Annotated in this window: 15 protein-coding genes and 1 pseudogene; 15 read left to right on the top strand and 1 reads right to left on the bottom strand. The window is 35.8% G+C overall.

The window, feature by feature from the left end:
- Window positions 1–21: 21 nt before the first annotated feature.
- The 13 genes and pseudogenes from ACH6CY_RS13790 to ACH6CY_RS13730 all read left to right on the top strand — a co-directional run bounded on the left by ACH6CY_RS13790 (window position 22) and on the right by ACH6CY_RS13730 (window position 15008).
- Window positions 22–1287, top strand: coding sequence for a GntP family permease (locus tag ACH6CY_RS13790; protein ID WP_374067912.1), 1266 nt, complete (start codon window positions 22–24; stop codon window positions 1285–1287).
- A gap of 18 nt (window positions 1288–1305) precedes the next feature.
- Window positions 1306–2454, top strand: a complete 1149-nt coding sequence (locus ACH6CY_RS13785; RefSeq protein ID WP_374067911.1) for a glycerate kinase — start codon at window positions 1306–1308, stop codon at window positions 2452–2454.
- A 390-nt stretch (window positions 2455–2844) separates the two neighbouring features.
- Window positions 2845–3251: pseudogene (locus ACH6CY_RS13780) on the top strand (MarR family winged helix-turn-helix transcriptional regulator).
- Between the two features lie 98 nt (window positions 3252–3349).
- Entirely contained in the window at window positions 3350–4288 is a 939-nt protein-coding gene (locus ACH6CY_RS13775) for a ring-cleaving dioxygenase (RefSeq protein WP_374067910.1), read from the top strand.
- 75 nt (window positions 4289–4363) lie between these two features.
- Window positions 4364–4978, top strand: a complete 615-nt coding sequence (locus ACH6CY_RS13770) for an alpha/beta hydrolase (protein ID WP_374067909.1) — start codon at window positions 4364–4366, stop codon at window positions 4976–4978.
- 577 nt (window positions 4979–5555) lie between these two features.
- Window positions 5556–6824, top strand: a complete 1269-nt coding sequence (locus tag ACH6CY_RS13765; RefSeq protein ID WP_374067908.1) for a PTS sugar transporter subunit IIC — start codon at window positions 5556–5558, stop codon at window positions 6822–6824.
- Window positions 6825–6925: 101 nt separating this feature from the next.
- Window positions 6926–8875: a BglG family transcription antiterminator gene (locus ACH6CY_RS13760; protein WP_374067907.1), complete on the top strand. Its 1950-nt coding sequence runs from the start codon at window positions 6926–6928 to the stop codon at window positions 8873–8875.
- A gap of 36 nt (window positions 8876–8911) precedes the next feature.
- A complete protein-coding gene (locus ACH6CY_RS13755) occupies window positions 8912–9217 on the top strand; it encodes a PTS sugar transporter subunit IIB (RefSeq protein ID WP_374067906.1) in 306 nt (101 codons plus the stop codon).
- Between the two features lie 3 nt (window positions 9218–9220).
- Window positions 9221–9541, top strand: coding sequence for a PTS sugar transporter subunit IIA (locus ACH6CY_RS13750; protein WP_374067905.1), 321 nt, complete (start codon window positions 9221–9223; stop codon window positions 9539–9541).
- Between the two features lie 54 nt (window positions 9542–9595).
- Window positions 9596–10204 carry a hypothetical protein gene (locus ACH6CY_RS13745; RefSeq protein ID WP_374067904.1) on the top strand — a complete coding sequence of 203 codons (609 nt, stop codon included), beginning with the start codon at window positions 9596–9598 and terminating at the stop codon, window positions 10202–10204.
- 533 nt (window positions 10205–10737) lie between these two features.
- Window positions 10738–12069: a 6-phospho-alpha-glucosidase gene (locus ACH6CY_RS13740; RefSeq protein WP_374067903.1), complete on the top strand. Its 1332-nt coding sequence runs from the start codon at window positions 10738–10740 to the stop codon at window positions 12067–12069.
- A 317-nt stretch (window positions 12070–12386) separates the two neighbouring features.
- Window positions 12387–13520, top strand: coding sequence for an MFS transporter (locus ACH6CY_RS13735; protein WP_374067902.1), 1134 nt, complete (start codon window positions 12387–12389; stop codon window positions 13518–13520).
- 240 nt (window positions 13521–13760) lie between these two features.
- Window positions 13761–15008 carry a Zn-dependent hydrolase gene (locus ACH6CY_RS13730; protein WP_374067901.1) on the top strand — a complete coding sequence of 416 codons (1248 nt, stop codon included), beginning with the start codon at window positions 13761–13763 and terminating at the stop codon, window positions 15006–15008.
- A gap of 607 nt (window positions 15009–15615) precedes the next feature.
- Here the strand turns inward: ACH6CY_RS13730 and ACH6CY_RS13725 are convergent.
- Window positions 15616–16566, bottom strand: a complete 951-nt coding sequence (locus ACH6CY_RS13725) for a calcium/sodium antiporter (protein ID WP_374067900.1) — start codon at window positions 16564–16566, stop codon at window positions 15616–15618.
- 645 nt (window positions 16567–17211) lie between these two features.
- Between ACH6CY_RS13725 and ACH6CY_RS13720 the strand changes: the two genes are divergently transcribed.
- Together ACH6CY_RS13720 and ACH6CY_RS13715 are read left to right on the top strand one after the other, a co-directional pair.
- Entirely contained in the window at window positions 17212–17553 is a 342-nt protein-coding gene (locus ACH6CY_RS13720; protein WP_374067899.1) for a hypothetical protein, read from the top strand.
- 287 nt (window positions 17554–17840) lie between these two features.
- The gene (locus tag ACH6CY_RS13715) at window positions 17841–18242 is read left to right on the top strand and encodes a hypothetical protein (RefSeq protein WP_374067898.1); all 402 of its coding nucleotides are present in this window, start codon (window positions 17841–17843) and stop codon (window positions 18240–18242) included.
- Window positions 18243–18343: the final 101 nt, after the last annotated feature.

The following is an 18343-nucleotide window of genomic DNA, read 5'->3' as shown; positions in this document are numbered from 1 at the left end:
CATTTATTGGAGGGAAAAATAATGGTAGAAGTAAGTGCTTTAGGTGCAATTGTTGGACTTGTAGTTGCAATTTTTATGATTTTAAAAAAGATACCTCCCGTTTATAGTTTGATTGCTGGTGGATTAATCGGTGGCCTTGTAGGTGGTGCCAGTATAGTAGAAACAGTTGAGCTAATGGTTAGTGGCTCACAAGGCATCATGCCTGCTGTGTTACGCATTTTAGCAGCAGGTGTTTTAGCAGGTGTGTTAATAGAATCTGGAGCAGCATCGAAGCTCGCGCAAACAATCGTATATAAATTTGGTCAAACGAAAGCGTTGTTAGCATTAGCGATTGCAACGATGCTACTTACTGCAGTTGGTGTATTTGTCGATGTTGCCGTTATAACAGTTGCCCCCATTGCCTTAGTAATCGCATCAGAAGCAAAACTATCTAGAATGGCAATTTTGATTGCGATGATTGGTGGAGGCAAAGCGGGTAATATTATGTCACCAAACCCGAATACGATAGCGGTTTCGGAAGCATTTGATGTATCGTTAACATCAGTAATGGCGGCAGGTATCATTCCTGCTATTTTTGGACTTGCGGTAACTTATTTCATTTCAAAGCGTATCGCAACAAAAGGTACAGTAATTCAAATTGCTGAAATTGAAAAATCGGATACAGATGCATTACCATCAGTATGGACAGCTGCACTGGCACCGATCGTAGCAATTCTGTTACTTGTGTTACGCCCATTATTTGATATTAATATTGATCCAATGCTAGCATTGCCTGCTGGAGGTTTAGTTGGAGTTCTTGCTATGGGGAAATGGCGTAATACCAACGACTACATTAAAAGTGGTCTAGGAAAGATGGCGCCGGTTGCTATATTATTAATTGGTACTGGGGCAGTCGCGGGAATTATTACAAACTCGAATCTTGATGTTGCTTTAATTGGTATTTTAGAAGGTTTAGGTTTACCAGCATTTGCTTTAGCACCTGTATCTGGAGTCTTTATGTCAGCAGCGACGGCATCTACTACTGCTGGTTCCGCGGTAGCAAGTAGCGTATTTGGTAGCACAATTTTAGAATCAGGTGTGGCTGGTTTAGCTGGTGCGGCTATGGTTCACGCTGGTGCAACTGTACTTGACCATATGCCACATGGGAGCTTCTTCCATGCAACAGCAGGTAGTGTAGGAATGAAAATAGAGGAACGTTTAAAGCTAATACCATATGAATCTTTAGTAGGGATCACGATGGCGATTGTGTCGACATTAATCTATGGTGTGTTCCAGTGGTTCTTGTAAAAGGAGGAAGAGAGAGCAATGGGCATTAAAAAAATTGTGATTGCACCTGATTCTTTTAAGGAAAGTATGACCGCAAAACAAGCGGCAGAGGCAGTTAAAAGAGGATTTGAATCAGTCTATAAAGGAACTATCACCTATGATTTAGTTCCAATGGCAGATGGGGGAGAAGGGACGACCCAATCTTTAGCTGACGGACTAAAAGGAACATTTTACGAAAAAGTGGTAACTGGACCACTAGGACAACCAGTAACGGCTACGTATGCTGTATCTGGGGACGAATCTACAGCAATTATTGAGATGGCCGAGGCCTCGGGGCTTGCCTTAGTTCCTGCTGAGAAGCGTGATCCGTTAAAAACTACCACCTATGGCACCGGTGAATTGATTAAAGCTGCTCTTGAACACGATGTATCAAAAATTATCTTAGGCATCGGTGGAAGCGCTACAAATGATGGTGGTGCAGGAATGATTGAGGCGCTTGGTGGTTTATTATATGACAAGCAAGGTGAAAGGTTGGCTCTTGGTGGTGCAGCACTTCAGGACCTTTGGCAAATGGATCTATCAAACTTGGATTCTCGTTTAGAGCAGGTAAATGTTATTGTTGCTTGTGATGTTGACAATCCATTACTGGGGTCAAAAGGAGCGAGTGCTGTATATGGCCCGCAAAAAGGAGCAACACCTGACATGGTTAGGCAGCTTGATCAAGCCTTGGCGAACTTTCATGATGTGATGCAAGTAGCGACTGGAAAGAATGTAAAGGACATCCCAGGTGCTGGTGCTGCTGGTGGAATCGGTGCAGGATTATTAGCGTGTTTAGATGCAAAGCTTGAGCCGGGGATTGACATCGTGTTAGAACAAACGAACTTTGCTAAACGTGTAGCTGATGCAGACATTGTGATTACCGGAGAAGGAAAAATGGATAGTCAAACAATTTACGGAAAAACCCCGATTGGCGTTGCAAAGGTAGCAAAGAAAAATAGTGGTGCAACCGTTATTGCTATATGTGGAACGCTAAGTAATGGGTATGAAGCTGTATTTGACCACGGCATAGATGCAGCGTTTAGTATTGCTCAAGGTCCATGCCATGTAGAACAAGCGATCCAAAACGGATCAGAATATCTAGAGGCGACAGCACGGAATATTGCAAGCGTGATAGAATTGAAAAAGTAATTAAAAACTAGCTTAAAAAATATGTAACCGATCAGCTCATCGATATTTTTGAGTGAATTCAAAAATGACTTTATAGCGCTAGAATGTTGATAAATAGACATTCTAGCGTTTTTAAATTTAAGTTTACGATTGAAAACGATAGATTTTATATTAATTTTACACCATTATATTCTACCAGCAGAAAGTCTAACAGTTTAAATGCATGGTAAAGTATTCGACATAATCTTGATTGATCAAATTGCTTTAATCAAAACCACTGCCCAGAATAACTTCCCTTATCATTATAAATTGACAGTAGCAATTTAATATTATATAATTATCTTGAATTCAAGATAATTAAAAGGAATAGCTATGCTGAACAAGTAAGAGAATGAAAAATATGAAGAGGACTTGTGATTAAAGGCATTTGTTGTTCTATCTCGTACATTACAATCAATTAAAAAACGATATAAAATGTTTGAGGCTAAATTCCACTGATTTTGCTATTTTAGAGTTAATTTATAGCAAAGGTGATCAGCCGATACAAAAAATCGGTGAAAAGGTCTTGATTGCAAGTAGTAGTATTACCTATGTTGTAGATAAACTAGAAAAGAAAAACTTACTAGAGAGACACACTTGTCCCAAAGATCGCCGAATCACATATGCGGTCATAATGGAAGTAGGTACGAAACTAATGGATGAAGTTTTTCCAAAACATCGGGTGCGTTGAAAGATATTTTTGGAGGATTAGACATGAAAGGAAAAGAAGAGCTAATTGTACAGTAAAGAAGCTAGGCTTTCATGCACAAAACATGTAAATTTTTTTAATCTAATATCTCGAATCTGAAATATATGAATTGGTAACAAAAGAATGATTAACACTAATTTTTATTATATGTACTAGGAGTGAAGCGAAATGATGAAAAAAACAAGTGGGATACACCACATTACTGCAATTGTAGGACATCCACAAGAGAATGTAGATTTTTATGCTGGCGTTCTAGGATTACGTTTAGTGAAAAAGACGGTTAATTTTGATGACCCAGGTACATATCATCTCTATTTTGGTGATGAAGGTGGTAAACCAGGAACAATTATTACTTTTTTTCCTTGGGAAGGTGCTCGTCAAGGTGTAGTTGGAGATGGTCAGGTTGGCGTTACCTCTTACGTCATTCCAAAAGGGGCATTAACATTTTGGGAAAATCGATTAACGAAATTTAATGTAGCTTATACCAAAATGAACCGCTTCGGTGAGGATTACTTGGCGTTTGATGATCCTCATGGCCTTCATTTAGAAATAGTTGAACGCGAAGAAGGAGAAAAAAATAACTGGACGTTTGGTGAAGTAACCCCTGATTATGCAATTAAAGGATTTGGTGGAGCGACACTTTTATCCAAACAACCAGAAAAAACGGCGGACTTACTCAAAAATGTTTTGGGATTTGAAAAAGTAGCAGAAGAAGGAGATCTAGTACGTTATCAATCTTCTAGCGACATTGGGAATGTAGTTGATTTAAAACTAACTTCTTCAGGCAATGGAATGATGGGCGCAGGTACGGTTCACCATATTGCGTGGAGAGCGATTGATGACAAGGATCAGTTAGATTGGCAAAAGTATGTTACAGAACATGGCTATGGTGTGACACCTGTGCAAGATAGAAACTATTTTAATTCTGTTTATTTTAGAGAACACGGGGAAATCTTATTTGAAATTGCAACAGACCCTCCTGGATTTACGATTGATGAATCGCGTGAAACATTGGGAGAACAGTTGAAGTTACCTATTCGCTATGAACAATACAGAGAACAATTAGAGGAAAGATTGATACCGATAAAAATAAAAGAACTTGATTAGTTTTTTATAGAAGGTCAAAAGGAAAAGTCAAATTTTAAAACACCTATACTTATTACATCTAGAGGAGGAAAAAAAATGAAGCATGTCTTTAACAAAGGGAAAGATCCAAAGAAACCAACGTTACTACTATTACACGGAACTGGTGGGAATGAATTAGATTTGTTACCACTTGCTGAAACAGTAGATGATCAAGCATCTGTTTTAAGTGTTCGTGGAAACATTTCTGAAAATGGTATGCCTCGTTTCTTTAAACGGTTAGCAGAAGGCGTATTTGATGAAGAAGATTTAATATACCGCACCAAAGAGTTGAATCAATTTCTTGATAACGCTGCTCAAGAGTATGGTTTTGATAGAGATAATATCATTGCAATTGGCTACTCGAATGGAGCAAATATTGCAGCAAGCTTGTTATTTCATTATCAGCACGCATTAAAGGGAGCTATTCTTCATCACCCAATGGTTCCGAGAAGAGGTATAAAACTACCAGAATTAACAGGAAAAGCTGTATTTATTGCAGCTGGAAAGAATGATCCTATTTGTTCATCGGATGAATCTATCGAATTGCAATCTCTATTGGAAAATGCAAATGTAAATGTTGAAATGCATTGGGAAGATAGTGGGCATCAACTAACATCGACAGAGGTTGCCTCGGCTAGTAGATGGTATCGTAGTTTAGATTTTAATCAATAAGTAGGGGCTAACGGTTTCAAGTTAGTCAAAAGAGTATAATGTTACCGCCATTGAGTTTAAAAATAAATAAAACTAAGCATCAAATACTACACACGTATGCAACTCAGCCTCTGGATAGGGTAATCTTTATAGATTATTCTTGAAGGAGGCTTTTTATGTCGGATAAATAGTAAGAATGTCACCATCAAATTACCTCATAATTAAATAATAGTTGTAAGCTATTTAACGCTTATATTCAAACGCATTTTTCCTCTTGAAAAATCGTGAAGATTACCATTTTAATGAATCTGCTCTACTTATAAGTTATCTATTTTATCCCCTTTTTCTACTTTACTTGATTCACTATATGAAAGTATTAAGCCTTACGTTAAGTAATCCGTCATTTACCATGAAAATGTATAATTAAGTTATAAGGCGATAAATTAGAAAATAGTTCTTCTTTTTGCTGCTTTTTTTAGGTAACTTGTCAAACTGTTTCCTAACGTGACGGAAAATGTTTATTTGCTGATTAAAAGCGTTTTCAATTATAGTTAAGCTGTAATAAGGAACAAAAATACTTTACAAACAGGAGGGCACTATGAACAACTCAAAACTTCAGTCCACTTTAATGAAATTTTTGATGCCAATTGCGAATAAAGTGGAACAACAAAAGCATTTACAAGCAATAAAAGACGGAATGATTGCCATTGTTCCAATTATCATTATAGGTTCGTTTTTTATTTTACCTATTGCATTTATGAACGTTTTCCACAGCGGACCTATTCATGAGTTTCTAGCCAATCATATTGAAAAACTAACGTATCCAGATAAATTCACCAATGGATTGTTATCGATTTATGCAGCATACTTTATTGCTGATTCCTTGGCTAAGAAATATGAGATGAATTCTCCACAGTATGGAATTACCGCTGTAATAACGCATGTAATTCTGAGCGGTGTGATCACAGAGAATGGATTGGATATGACGTTTCTAGGAGCGCAAGGACTCTTTGTTAGTATTATATCTGCCATATTAACGGTTGAAGTTACTCGATTTATGTTCAAGAAAAAGATGGTTGTCAGACTACCAGATAGCGTACCGCAAATGGTAGGGGACAGTTTTAGTAACTTATTCCCAATGATCGTTAATATTCTGATTGGAACGACGATTGCTGTTCTATCAATGAGTTTAGGTGGTATTGCATTTCCACAAGTTATTATGAATGTGTTAGCACCAGCGATTAGTTCGATGGATAGTTTACCGTCTTTATTAATTGTTATTTTCTTAACGCAATTTCTATGGTTTTTTGGTTTACACGGACCAGCGATTACTTCTGCTGTTTGGGCACCGTTTGCAATCACATACCAAGCGGAAAATATTGCTAACTATGCAGCTGGAGCTGAAGTATCGCATATCTTTACATTTGGGTTATACTATAACATATTACAGGTATCCGGATCAGGGTTAACACTTGGACTTGTTTTACTTATGATGCGATCAAGAGCAAAAAACTTAAATGCGATTGGAAAAGTGTCAATTATTCCTTCGTTATTTGGAATTAATGAGCCACTTATCTTCGGTGCACCAATTTTATTAAATCCATTTATGTTTATTCCATTTGTTTTCGGTCCGTTAATTGTTACAGCATTAACTTATTTTGGAATGACATCAGGTTTAATGGGGATGCCAATTGCGAACCCACCAGGATTCTTACCACCTGGCGTAGGGGCGTTTCTTATGACATTGGATTGGCGAGCAGTTGTATTTGTATTCATTAGTTTAATTCTGATGACACTCATTTACTTCCCATTCTTTAAAGCAATGGAAGCCAATGAAATTAAAAAAGAAAATGAAAAAACAGCTTAAGTTTTGATTTAATACATTGGTAGAGAGCTCTATGGTAAATAAAAATAATTATACAGAACAGCATAGATGAAAATAACAAAGCTTAGAGGTAGGTGATATCGATGTTTACGGAACGACAAAAAGAGATAATTGAGCAAATCATCAAAAATCCGAATGGGATTTTCGGTGCTAAATTAGCTGATAAAACAAATGTGTCTACAAGAACCGTAAGGAACGATATTGCCTCCATTAATAAGATGTTAAGCAATGAATCGTTTCGAATTCTATCTTCGAATACAAAAGGTTATTATCTTTTATCTGAATACGTACCGTCGTTTATCGCTTTTATGAATCCTATTAACAACGCACAGTATCAAGGTTTTCAAAATCAGGAACAGCGCTTGTACGTCATTTTAGGAAAGGTGCTGTTCCAAACTGAACAAGATTGCTTTGATTTAGCAGATGAACTTTATGTATCCGAACAAACGATATTTAAAGATATAAGTAAAATAAAACAGCTCTTGGAAACAAAGTATAAAATCCATCCGATTGATATACAGCATAATCAAATCTATTTTGATGCATCGGAGGAAGAAATCAGATATTTGCTATTCAAAATATTAAAGGAACTCATTTTATCTGATAAAGCCGATTACTTAACAGATGTTAGTTTGTTGGTAAATGGTTACTTTGATCAAAAAGAGCTTGACTTGCTCAAAATTAAGATGAAAAACTATTTAGCCTCCCAGAAACTCGTTGTTGATGATAAGTCGTTTGAAATGATGGTTGGAGCTACCTATCTCACTGCTTTAAGGAATAGATGTGGCTTTATCGTACAATCTGATGTACAATCCTTTATTAATAGAAATGTAAGTTCTTTATTAGAGGAGCTAATCAAATCAGGTGTGGATATTAAAGAAAAAGATAAAACGAGTTTAAATCGGTTTTTCTGGTCACTAAAAGTCCCAACAAGTTCGGATTCGTTAGAAGAGAACATTAGTATAACAACATTAACAATTTTAAATGAGTTTCGTAGAGATGTGTTGAGTAAATATAGTATTGATTTAAAAGAAAGCGTAGAAACGATGGAAAAATTGAAAGTGCATATTGAATATATGCTCCGTCGTTTAGAAACGGACTATGAACTATCCAATCCAATTATTAATGATATAAAAAAGCGTTATCCATTTGCGTATGAGGTTGCAATGTTGATTGTTCATATTGTGTATCGCTACCAAGGGAAGTATTTAGTAGACGATGAAATATCTTATGTCGCGATTTATATTGAAATCTTTTTAAGAGAAAATAATAATCGTTTGAAGACAGTCGTTATTAGTGATACGAGTATGGGAATTAACGATATTATCCAAAATTGGCTCTCTAGTAATTTCAGAAATCATATTGAGGTAGTTGCATGTCTACCATTGATTGCATTGGATAAATACTTAGAAAAACATCAAGTAGACTTCGTTATCTCAACTTATATTATAAATATCGAACAGACTATCCCTTGTCATGTTATTGAGCGAATCCCTGAGCGAAGTGATTATTATTCACTGACCAATAAGATACACAAAATCAAAAATAGTAATCGGTATGAAAAGCTAATATCTCGAATGTTCAGCAAAGAGTTTGTTGACATTTATGAGGGAGAACAAATGACGTTTGAAGAGTTAATTATGAACATGGCACAGAAATTAAAACAACATGATCGGATTCATGATCTGGAAGGCTATGTAAAGGATGTTATTCAGCGAGAGGAAAATTATCCGACTACCATTGGGAAGCATTTTATGATTCCTCATCCGCTATCTTCTTTTGCGAATAAAACAACTGTTTATGTAACGGTACTTAAGAATCCTCTCATCCATAAAGGTGAAAAAATAAAAATGGTATTTTTGCTAGCAATTGAAAACAAAATGGATGATGATGTGAGTACTCTATTTCAATTTATTCAGCAGTTGGCTTTAGATCAAGATTCCATTACAAGTTTACTTGATGCAAATGGAAAAGATGTATTTTTAGGAAAAATTTTTGATTTATCGACATCGTTTTTTAACAGCATTATATAGAGTGAGAAATGCAAGTATTTTGAAGGAGTGAACGAAATGAAGATATTATTAGTTTGTAATGCTGGGATGTCCAGCTCGATTTTAGTGGATAAAATGAACAAGTCTGCAGCTGCACAAAATTTGGATGTAGTCGTAGAAGCAAGATCAAATAATGCCATTAATGAAGAAAAAGGGAAATGGGATATTTGTTTAGTTGGCCCACAAATTATGTATGCTGTTGATTCTATTAAAGCAACATTAGGCATTCCAGTTGCTGTGGTAGAAACCCGGACATATGCTATGGCGAATGGTGAAGAGGCATTGAAACAGGCTTTCGAAATTCATGAGAAAGGGAAAGCATAATATATGTCCAAAGTAGAACGATTATCAGAAATAGCAATGAAAATTATTACCTGTGCAGGGCTTGCTAAATCGAATTATTTAATGGCTTTAGAAGATGCGAAAAAAGGTAATGTGGAAGAAGCACACAAAAAAATACAAGAAGGATCCGATGTATTTGCTGAGGCGCATCATGTACATGCCTCTGTATTAACTGATGAAATGACTGAGTTGGAGCCGCAAGTAACATTATTACTCGTTCATGCGGAAGATCAGCTGATGAATGCAGAAACAATAAAAATATTAGTGCAAGAATTAATGGAGATTCATCAAACAAAAATAAGTTAAAATACGACTAAGCTATGAGAGAAATATATTATATAATGAAGGAGATAAATAGACATGAGTTCAACTTATAACGTATGGGCAGAAACAAAAACAAGAAATAATCTACAAGTAGATGAAGTGATTTCATCATTGCAAAAATCTATCCGCAGAGCGATGGTAGAGGAAGCTTGTGCATTTGCTTATGAATTATATATTAGCTCCCCACAATTACTGGATAGAATGTGGAGAAGATTGTTAACTATTTCTGTAGAAGATATCGGTTTTGGTAACTTGGATGCTGCTATTCATGTGCAAAACTTAAATGAAATGCGAAAAAACTTCCCTTATAATGATGGCGATCAGCCGATGTACTTTATTCATGCGATCCGTATTTTATGCGAAAGCAAGAAGGACAGATCGAGTGATTTCTTAAAAAATATTATTATTAAAGGCTTTGCAATGGGGCAAAAGCCAGAAATTATGGACGTAGCACTGGATAAGCATACGAGACGTGGAAAAGAAATGGGACGTGGGTCGAAGCATTTCTTTGAAGAGGGGACAAAAGTCATCCCGGAATTGGAAGTGGATAATAATTACCGTGAGCGTTATGGTAAAATTTTAGAAACCTATGATCCTAAAAATGCTGTACCAAACGCATTTGTATATAGTCCGGATCAGTTTTAATAATAAGTAGGCTGGATCTCTAAGTAGAGGTTCAGCCTATTTTACATTTTAGGAAACGAGCTATGAATCAAATGCACCCTCTTTTAATAAGAGTTCTGTCGGAGATCTACAAACATGCTTGCTTCTGTTTCTTGTAAAGCTGAAGTCATTGTTTTCCGATTCAATACATGATACTAATGACTTCATCCTAAGAGATTTTACTTCTTAAATTAGCCAAAGCTATATCAACGTAGATATTGGCATTTCTTTTTACACAAGGAGCTTCTACAATACCAGCTACTGAAATGCACCGGTTAATCCAGTTTCGGATTGAAACCATATCAATAGCGGAATAGAATGTATTATATTGCTAGTATATTTCCTAAGGAGGCGGAAAAAGTTTAGTTGAGTGCGAGAAGGATTATTGATATGCTAAAGATGCAATCAAGCACCGGTACTTTAAGTCTAGGACAACATATAAGTGAGCGGAACTTCCTTTTCATCTAAAGTACATAAGCTTATGCGATATTATTTTATGAAAGTGGGGACGTTGCATGAAGAACAAATTATCGGTCGTTATTGCAGGTGGGGGGAGTACGTATACTCCGGAAATTATTTTAATGCTATTGGACAACTTAGATCGCCTTCCTTTACGAAAAATCAAGCTTTATGATAATGATGAAGCAAGGCAAAATAAGGTTGCTAAAGCATGTGAGATCTTGATTAAGGAGAAAGATCCTACGATTGAATATGTGGCGACAACAGATCCAGAAGAAGCATATACGGATGTGGATTTTTGTTTAGCACACATACGAGTAGGTCAATTACCAATGCGTGAATTGGATGAAAAAATCCCAATCAAATACGGTTGTGTAGGACAGGAAACATGTGGTCCAGGTGGGATTGCTTATGGAATGCGTTCTATTGGTGGAGTAATTGAAAACATTGATTATATGGAAAAATATTCGCCACATTGTTGGATGCTAAACTATTCTAACCCAGCTTCTATTGTGGCAGAAGCGACTCGAAGATTACGACCAAATTCACGGGTTATTAATATTTGTGATATGCCAATAGGAATGGAGCATGGCATTGCTGATATTGCTGGTGTTCCTTCTCGTAAGGATTTAGATATTCGCTATTACGGTCTAAATCATTTCGGATGGTATACATCGATAAAAGACAAATCTGGAAAAGAGTTACTTCCGGAGTTAATTGAACATATGAAGCAGTATGGCTTCATTAACGGTGAAGAAGGAATGGCAACGGCAAATAAAGATAGTTGGTTTGAGACGAATTTATTTGCTAAGCATTTAGTTGCTGTCGAACCTACGACTATTCCAAACACGTATTTAAAATATTATCTCTACCCGGATTATGTGGTAGAGCATACAGATCCAAACTATACACGAGCAAATGAAGTTATTGATGGCAGAGAGACAGAAGTGTTCTCAGCTTGTTCTGAAATTGAAAAAAATGGTCATTCTAAAGGTACTAGTCTTGAAATTGGGATACATGCAGAGTTTATTGTTGATTTAGCAACGGCATTAGCGTTTAATACACAAGAACGCATGCTAATTATTGTAGAAAACAAAGGCGCTATTAAGAATTTCCCTGATGATGCTATGGTTGAAATACCTTGTATTGTCGGTAAAGATGGTTATGAGCCGTTGGCAATTGGAGAAATTCCTACCTTCCAAAAAGGGCTTATGGAGCAGCAGGTAGCTGTTGAAAAATTAGTAGTAGAAGCATGGATTGAGCATTCCTACCAAAAGTTATGGCAAGCTTTGACATTGTCACAAACGGTACCAAGTGCAACGGTAGCAAAAGACTTGCTTGATGACTTAATAAAAGCGAATAAGGATTACTGGCCAGAACTTCATTAATAAGAATAGTAGCTTATGCTATAATGACAGAATCTAACCAGCTATTTGTTATAATAAGATAGGGAAGAGGGAGGAATTCTTTCATTATAAGTATAAGGTTTGGTGAGCTCCTTTAGTAAAAAAATATTTTTGTTAGTTATAAGTCGCGCTTGATTCCCTTCTGATTTCTTTGAAATAAAGGGATGACAGCGCGTTTATACTTGTAAAAACTATTTATTGTATGTTTTGAATGATAATGTAGTTGGTATATTTGAGCCTTTTTCATTTCAATTGAAAGCTCAAATTTTTTTGTAAACTTATTAGAAAGGCGTCATCTTATGGACAAACGTGTATATTTACTAACTATTGTATCTTTTGTAGTTGGAATGGTAGAGCTGATCATTGGAGGAATACTAGATTTAGTGGCAGCTGATTTGAATGTCACTCTTGGTAAGGCTGGGTTATTAATTTCTGTTTTTTCACTTTTTTTTGCAATTACTGCTCCACTACTTATGATTGCTACAGCAAAATTTGAACGTAAACTTCTCATGCTCATTTTCTTATTTTTGTTTTCTTTAAGTAACTTCATTGTGGCACTTAGCCCTGTTTATAGTATATTATTTATTGGACGTATGCTATCTGCGGCAAGTGGATCGTTACTAATTATGCTATGTTTAACGATGGCTGCCAATATTGGAAGTGAAAAAAATCGAGGACGTGCTATCGGTTTTGTATCAATGGGAATTAGTGGATCGATTGTGTTGGGTGTTCCAATTGGTTTAGTACTTGGTAATACATTTGACTGGAGAGCACCGTTTTTGCTTATTGTTTTTTTAACTTTATTATCAATGGTTGGTGTTTACTTCTTCATGGATAAGATACCACCTAAGCCGCAAGTAGCACTTAAAGAACAAATCAATTCATTGAAAGAAAGTAAGGTTCTTTTAGCACATTCGACCACATTCCTTTTTATGACTGGTCACACAATCCTTTATGCGTATTTCACACCATTTGTAAAAGAAACGATGGGGGTTAGTGGTAGCTGGCTAAGTCTGATTTATTTTCTATTTGGGATTGCAGCTGTTAGTGGTGGAGGAGTTGGTGGGATCATATCTGATCGTTTTGGAACGAAACGCACTATGCCCATAACATTAATTATTTTTTCTCTATCTATTTTTATTCTTCCATTAACAACTTCTGTATGGCCGGTTTTCATTGTTATAATGATCATTTGGGGCATGATGAGTTGGGCAATTACGCCAGCTTTACAAAGCTATTTAATTGAATCTGCTCCTGAGACAGCTGATGTTCAGCAAAGCTTAAATAACTCTTCTTTGCATTTTGGAATTGCGTTCGGTTCTTTCATCGGTAGCATTGTCATTGAGCAAGCACAGGTCGAACAAAATGCTATTGTAGGTGGAGTGTTCATTAGTCTTTCAATTGTCACGATCATGATTTCTATGTCCAGATAGTAGATTAAAAGAAAACATAAGACAGCTAATAATAGAAGACATGTTTAAAAAAGGGTGTACCTCAGTGAGGTCACTATAAAACGTTAAAAAAGATATGATTTCCATTTCAAGATGGGAATTATATCTTTTTTAGTTATATGGGATTGGGGATTATTGACAAACTGTTTATTGCAATTACCATTTTGATAATTATTCTAGTAAAATGGTTTGTAACGTTCTTGTAGAGAAGGAGATGTCATCATGGAACAACTGAAACAGAGAATTGAAAAGCATATTGAAACGATAGCAACGTTCACTGCAACACCTGGAAATGGGACGACACGTCTTACCTACAGTAAGGAAGATTTACAAGCTAGACATTATATTAAAGAACAAATGAAGGCATCAGGTCTGACTGTTAAAGAGGATGGATTAGGTAATATCTTTGGAAAATTAGACGGGGCTCTTGCAGATGCTCCGAGTGTGATGGTTGGTTCACACTTTGATTCCGTACCGAATGGTGGTGCATATGACGGAACGGCAGGAGTGGTCGCTGCGCTTGAGGTGGCCAATTTATTTTACCTGGCCAATATAAAACCAACTTACCCATTGGAAATCATTGCATTAGTTGAAGAAGAAGGTGCTCGTTTTGGTGGTGGATTAATGGGATCACGAGGCATCACAGGAGAATTAAGTGAGGCTGAATTCAGTCAGTTAAAAGATAAAAATGGCGTATCAACAAAAGAAGCAATGCAAGACATTGGGTTAGATCCTTCACTGCCTAAAGCACGAGATTCTAAAACGATGAAAGCTTTTCTCGAAATGCATATTGAGCAAGGTCCGATCTTGGAAGAAAAGAATATACCAATTGGTGTGGTAGCATCTATTGTTGGGCAAGCGGAGTATTATATTACCATAAAAGGTCAAGCTGGTCATGCAGGAACAACACCGATGGATAAGCGATCCGATGCATTGATTACTGCAGCTAAGATTATTAGTGAGCTACCTGAATTTGCGATTGCAGAAGGAAATGGAACGGTTGTAACAACGGGACAGTTAAATGTTTTTCCAAACGGATCGAATGTTATTCCTGATAAGGTAGTCTTTACAGTAGATATCCGTTCAGGTAAAGAAAAAAATGTGCAGCATGTGATTCAACTGATGAAACAATGCGTTGCGTTATATCAAGGGAATGGAATAGAAATTGAAGTCGAAGAAACATTATATGTAAAACCAAAAGCACTTAGTGAAAAGATTCAACAATTGCTGAAAGAACACAGTAGTAAATGCGATATTCCATACTGCTCGATAGACAGTGGGGCAGGTCATGATGCGATGGTCTTTACTGATGTTACTGAGGTCGGGATGCTATTTATCCCAAGTAAAGCTGGTTTGAGTCATTGTCCGGAAGAGTGGTCAGATGCAGCTGATATTGCAAATGCAGTAGAAATTTTATACCAGACGGCGAAGCAATTAACAGAAGCGGGAGATATGAAGGAAAAGCTATAAAAATAATTAAATATCGTTTCATATAGAAAAAGCGTTAGACAGCTAAATAAACTGTTTAACGTTTTTTGTATTTGATAAAAAATGATGTTGAAGTGTTTGTTAAATTGGATTTAATTGATGTTCGAATCGAATGATAAGGCTAAGCTGTTCGTAAACGGGATATATCGAACACTCACGGCACAGAGTAGGGTCAAAGTGTTCAAATAAACAGATATATCGAACACTCAGAGCAGGGATTAGTCCGATAGTGTTCGAAAAAAGGTATATATCGAACACTCAGAGCAGGGGTTAGTCCGAGAGTGTTCGAAAAAAGGTATATATCGAACACTCAGAGCAGGGATTAGTCCGAGAGTGTTCGAAAAAAGGTATATATCGAACACTCAGAGCAGGGATTAGTCCGATAGTGTTCGAAAAAATGGATATAACAAACACTCACAGCGCAGAATAAGGCAAGGGTGTTTAATAAAACTTACTTATCGTACACTCGTACCCCAGAAGGAAACTCGAGTGTTCATTACAATTTAGTTTTCGGCCATAAATATTTATAATAACAATTAATATAAGAGATGATGGAGTAAAAATCACTCCACCACATTTGCCAGAGAGGTTAGCTTCTTAATAGAATAAAAACCATGTAAAGCACGTATAAAGAAGTTAGCCAGCCTCCTTCTAATCTACCAATTTTATAACTCGTTCTTGAAAAAATAAGTAAAATTAAAGTTAGAATATTCATAAACATGATGTCAAAGAATATCGTATTATCAACAGTGAGTGGAGAGATGATTGATGTTAATCCTAACACGAGAAATAAATTGAAAATATTACTTCCAACGATATTCCCTAGGGCAATATCGGTTTCTTTCTTAAGGGCAGCTGTAATAGTAGTAATTAATTCAGGTAGTGATGTACCTACCGCAACAATCGTCAGTCCAACAAGTGTTTCACTCATACCAAAAGAAAGAGCAATTTTGGAAGCATTGCTTACCACTAATTCACCACCGAGCACAATAGCTGCTAGCCCGATAACTGCAAGAATTATATTTTTTCCTAATGGAGGCTTTTCTTGTGCTACTGTTTCTAATTTAGTATTACTACTTCTAGCAACTTCAAAAATGTAATATAAGAAGATCGCAAAGAATAATAACAGAATAAATCCATCGCCTCTACTAATGAAAGCACTTGTTGATTGTTGTAGACTAATGTCACTTACCATAATAAGAACGACGACACCAGCTAAGAGTGTAAAGGGAATTTCCTTTCTAATTGTCTCACTTTCAACTGTCATTGGTAAAATAAGCGCACCTATCCCAACCACTAAGGTGATGTTAAATATATTACTACCAACGACATTTCCAATCGTAACTCCAGCACTGCCTTCTAATGCTGCGACAATACTTACTGTTGCTTCTGGCGCACTTGTTCCAAAAGCGACAATCGTTAGCCCAATGATAAGCGGTGATACTCGTAAAGCAGTAGCAATCTTAGAAGCACCGTCAACAAAAAAGTCTGCCCCCTTAATTAGTAATATAAATCCAACAATTAATAAAATATATGTCATTAAAATTCCTCCAATCGTTGTTGCTTTAAAAAAATGATCGGTAGCAGTTAAACGTGTTTTTTTTGTAAAACATAAAAAACCTTTACCGTTTTGGCAAAGGTTTTGAATATTTAAATGAGAATATCCCTTTACCAGGTGTACGATAAAGGTCTTGCTAACAATCTAGTATCGCCAGAAAAGCCGAGAGCATGAGAACTCCGAAATGACGACTTTACTGTTAAAGCTACTCCCCTTTAGGAATATGAAGTTGTTAATATAATAGTATCCATCGATAAGAAAGAAGTCAATAGTTTTATTCTCATGTGATCTAAGATTAAGCGTAGCGTAAGAAAAATGCGTAGTACATTTCTATCCAAATGATATGTAAATGAGTACTTTATAATAGAATATCGACCTAGTAATAACTGTCGCATTTTTTAAAACGAGCATCAAACCTCATTTGTTTAACATGTCCATCACATACTGTTGTAGTTCATTCAAAACAGCAACAATTCCCCTCTCGTTGCGTTAGGCATAAGCAAATAGGTCAAGTCACAACAAATATGCAAAAAATGAAACTTATTTCTTTGTCATTCGTAATACATAATAAATTAGAGGTTTTAAATAAAAGCTATTGTTTTATCTAATTAAAGGAGATGATATTGGATGGAATGGAAAGATAGTAAGGAATATATTGAAGTTAATAATGCCGAAGAACTGCTTTCTGCCTTTAATAATAAGGAATCTCATATCGTTATTAAAAAGGGCTATAAAGAAGAATTTTTGAATAATACAGAGCTACCATTTACTGAAAATGAACTTATGGGATTACAATTGGGATCAGGTGGTGGTGCAACAATTGGCGGATCAATTATTTTTGCTATTCTCAATTTCTTTAGTAAAGGAAGTAAAAAGCAAAAGAAAATTGATAGTAGAATTCGCAACTATGTATTAAAAAACTGGAAAGACAATGAGCTCTTGCTTTATTTGCGTCAATTAGATTATTAGAAGTTAATACTCGCCATCCTTATTTTTCAACAACATAATGATAAAATTATTTTGTGAAGGTGTCTTTAGGGCACCTTTTTTTATGTGTAACCTTATATATTATAAAATACACGATACCAACACTTTAAAACATTTTTTTCCACAAAATCTAAAATACATGCTATAATTAGTTTAATAAAATTTCAAGAGGCCCATACAATAACTACCCAACTCAAAATTTAACATTTACCCATGAGCAAAAAAGTAAGCTATGATAAGTGATCATGTCGTATGCGAGGAGGAGATGAGTGAAAAAGGTTTTTATTTTACTTTTTTTCGTATTAATTTTCATTTTGGTAATGTTCAAACATGACCCTCAACCTAGTTTAAGAGGATTTTATGAAAGTGAGAGGGTAGAAGGATATATCGTCCAATTAAGTTTTCATCCAGAGGAAAAAAGTTTTATTGAGTTTATTGATAATAGACAAGTTAATAAAGGGACCTATCAATTAAAAAAAGATAATGTATATCAGTTAAATGGTGATGTACAAAATATTGAACTGACACTTAGTAATGAAAATGCTTTTGACGTAGTTATCGAGAAACTTAATAATGGGAAGCCAATCCAAGTAATCAATATAAGTGCCATACCTTCATATTTTTCAACGGAATTTAATGATGTGGAAGCGTACAAGGAATTGCTCAACTAAACCGAATAAAAAAGCGGAGAAACTATGAACTGACCTAGCCATATGAGACACATATAAAACACCATTATCGCTAATTTTAATGTAACACTTTTCTACTGTTT

Origin of the sequence: Paraliobacillus sp. JSM ZJ581 (genome assembly GCF_044383835.1) — a bacterium.
Taxonomy (GTDB): Bacteria; Bacillota; Bacilli; order Bacillales; family Amphibacillaceae; genus Paraliobacillus.
Note: the sequence above shows the minus strand (reverse complement) of the source record. Positions and strands in the feature narration are given on the sequence as shown.

Coding starts and splice junctions, on each gene's coding strand:
- ACH6CY_RS13720 (WP_374067899.1), top strand. CDS start 17,212: ATGGAATGGAAAGATAGTAAGGAATATATTGAAGTTAATAATGCCGAA.
- ACH6CY_RS13785 (WP_374067911.1), top strand. CDS start 1,306: ATGGGCATTAAAAAAATTGTGATTGCACCTGATTCTTTTAAGGAAAGT.
- ACH6CY_RS13755 (WP_374067906.1), top strand. CDS start 8,912: ATGAAGATATTATTAGTTTGTAATGCTGGGATGTCCAGCTCGATTTTA.
- ACH6CY_RS13740 (WP_374067903.1), top strand. CDS start 10,738: ATGAAGAACAAATTATCGGTCGTTATTGCAGGTGGGGGGAGTACGTAT.
- ACH6CY_RS13790 (WP_374067912.1), top strand. CDS start 22: ATGGTAGAAGTAAGTGCTTTAGGTGCAATTGTTGGACTTGTAGTTGCA.
- ACH6CY_RS13760 (WP_374067907.1), top strand. CDS start 6,926: ATGTTTACGGAACGACAAAAAGAGATAATTGAGCAAATCATCAAAAAT.
- ACH6CY_RS13750 (WP_374067905.1), top strand. CDS start 9,221: ATGTCCAAAGTAGAACGATTATCAGAAATAGCAATGAAAATTATTACC.
- ACH6CY_RS13745 (WP_374067904.1), top strand. CDS start 9,596: ATGAGTTCAACTTATAACGTATGGGCAGAAACAAAAACAAGAAATAAT.
- ACH6CY_RS13735 (WP_374067902.1), top strand. CDS start 12,387: ATGGACAAACGTGTATATTTACTAACTATTGTATCTTTTGTAGTTGGA.
- ACH6CY_RS13730 (WP_374067901.1), top strand. CDS start 13,761: ATGGAACAACTGAAACAGAGAATTGAAAAGCATATTGAAACGATAGCA.
- ACH6CY_RS13770 (WP_374067909.1), top strand. CDS start 4,364: ATGAAGCATGTCTTTAACAAAGGGAAAGATCCAAAGAAACCAACGTTA.
- ACH6CY_RS13775 (WP_374067910.1), top strand. CDS start 3,350: ATGATGAAAAAAACAAGTGGGATACACCACATTACTGCAATTGTAGGA.
- ACH6CY_RS13765 (WP_374067908.1), top strand. CDS start 5,556: ATGAACAACTCAAAACTTCAGTCCACTTTAATGAAATTTTTGATGCCA.
- ACH6CY_RS13725 (WP_374067900.1), bottom strand. CDS start 16,566: ATGACATATATTTTATTAATTGTTGGATTTATATTACTAATTAAGGGG.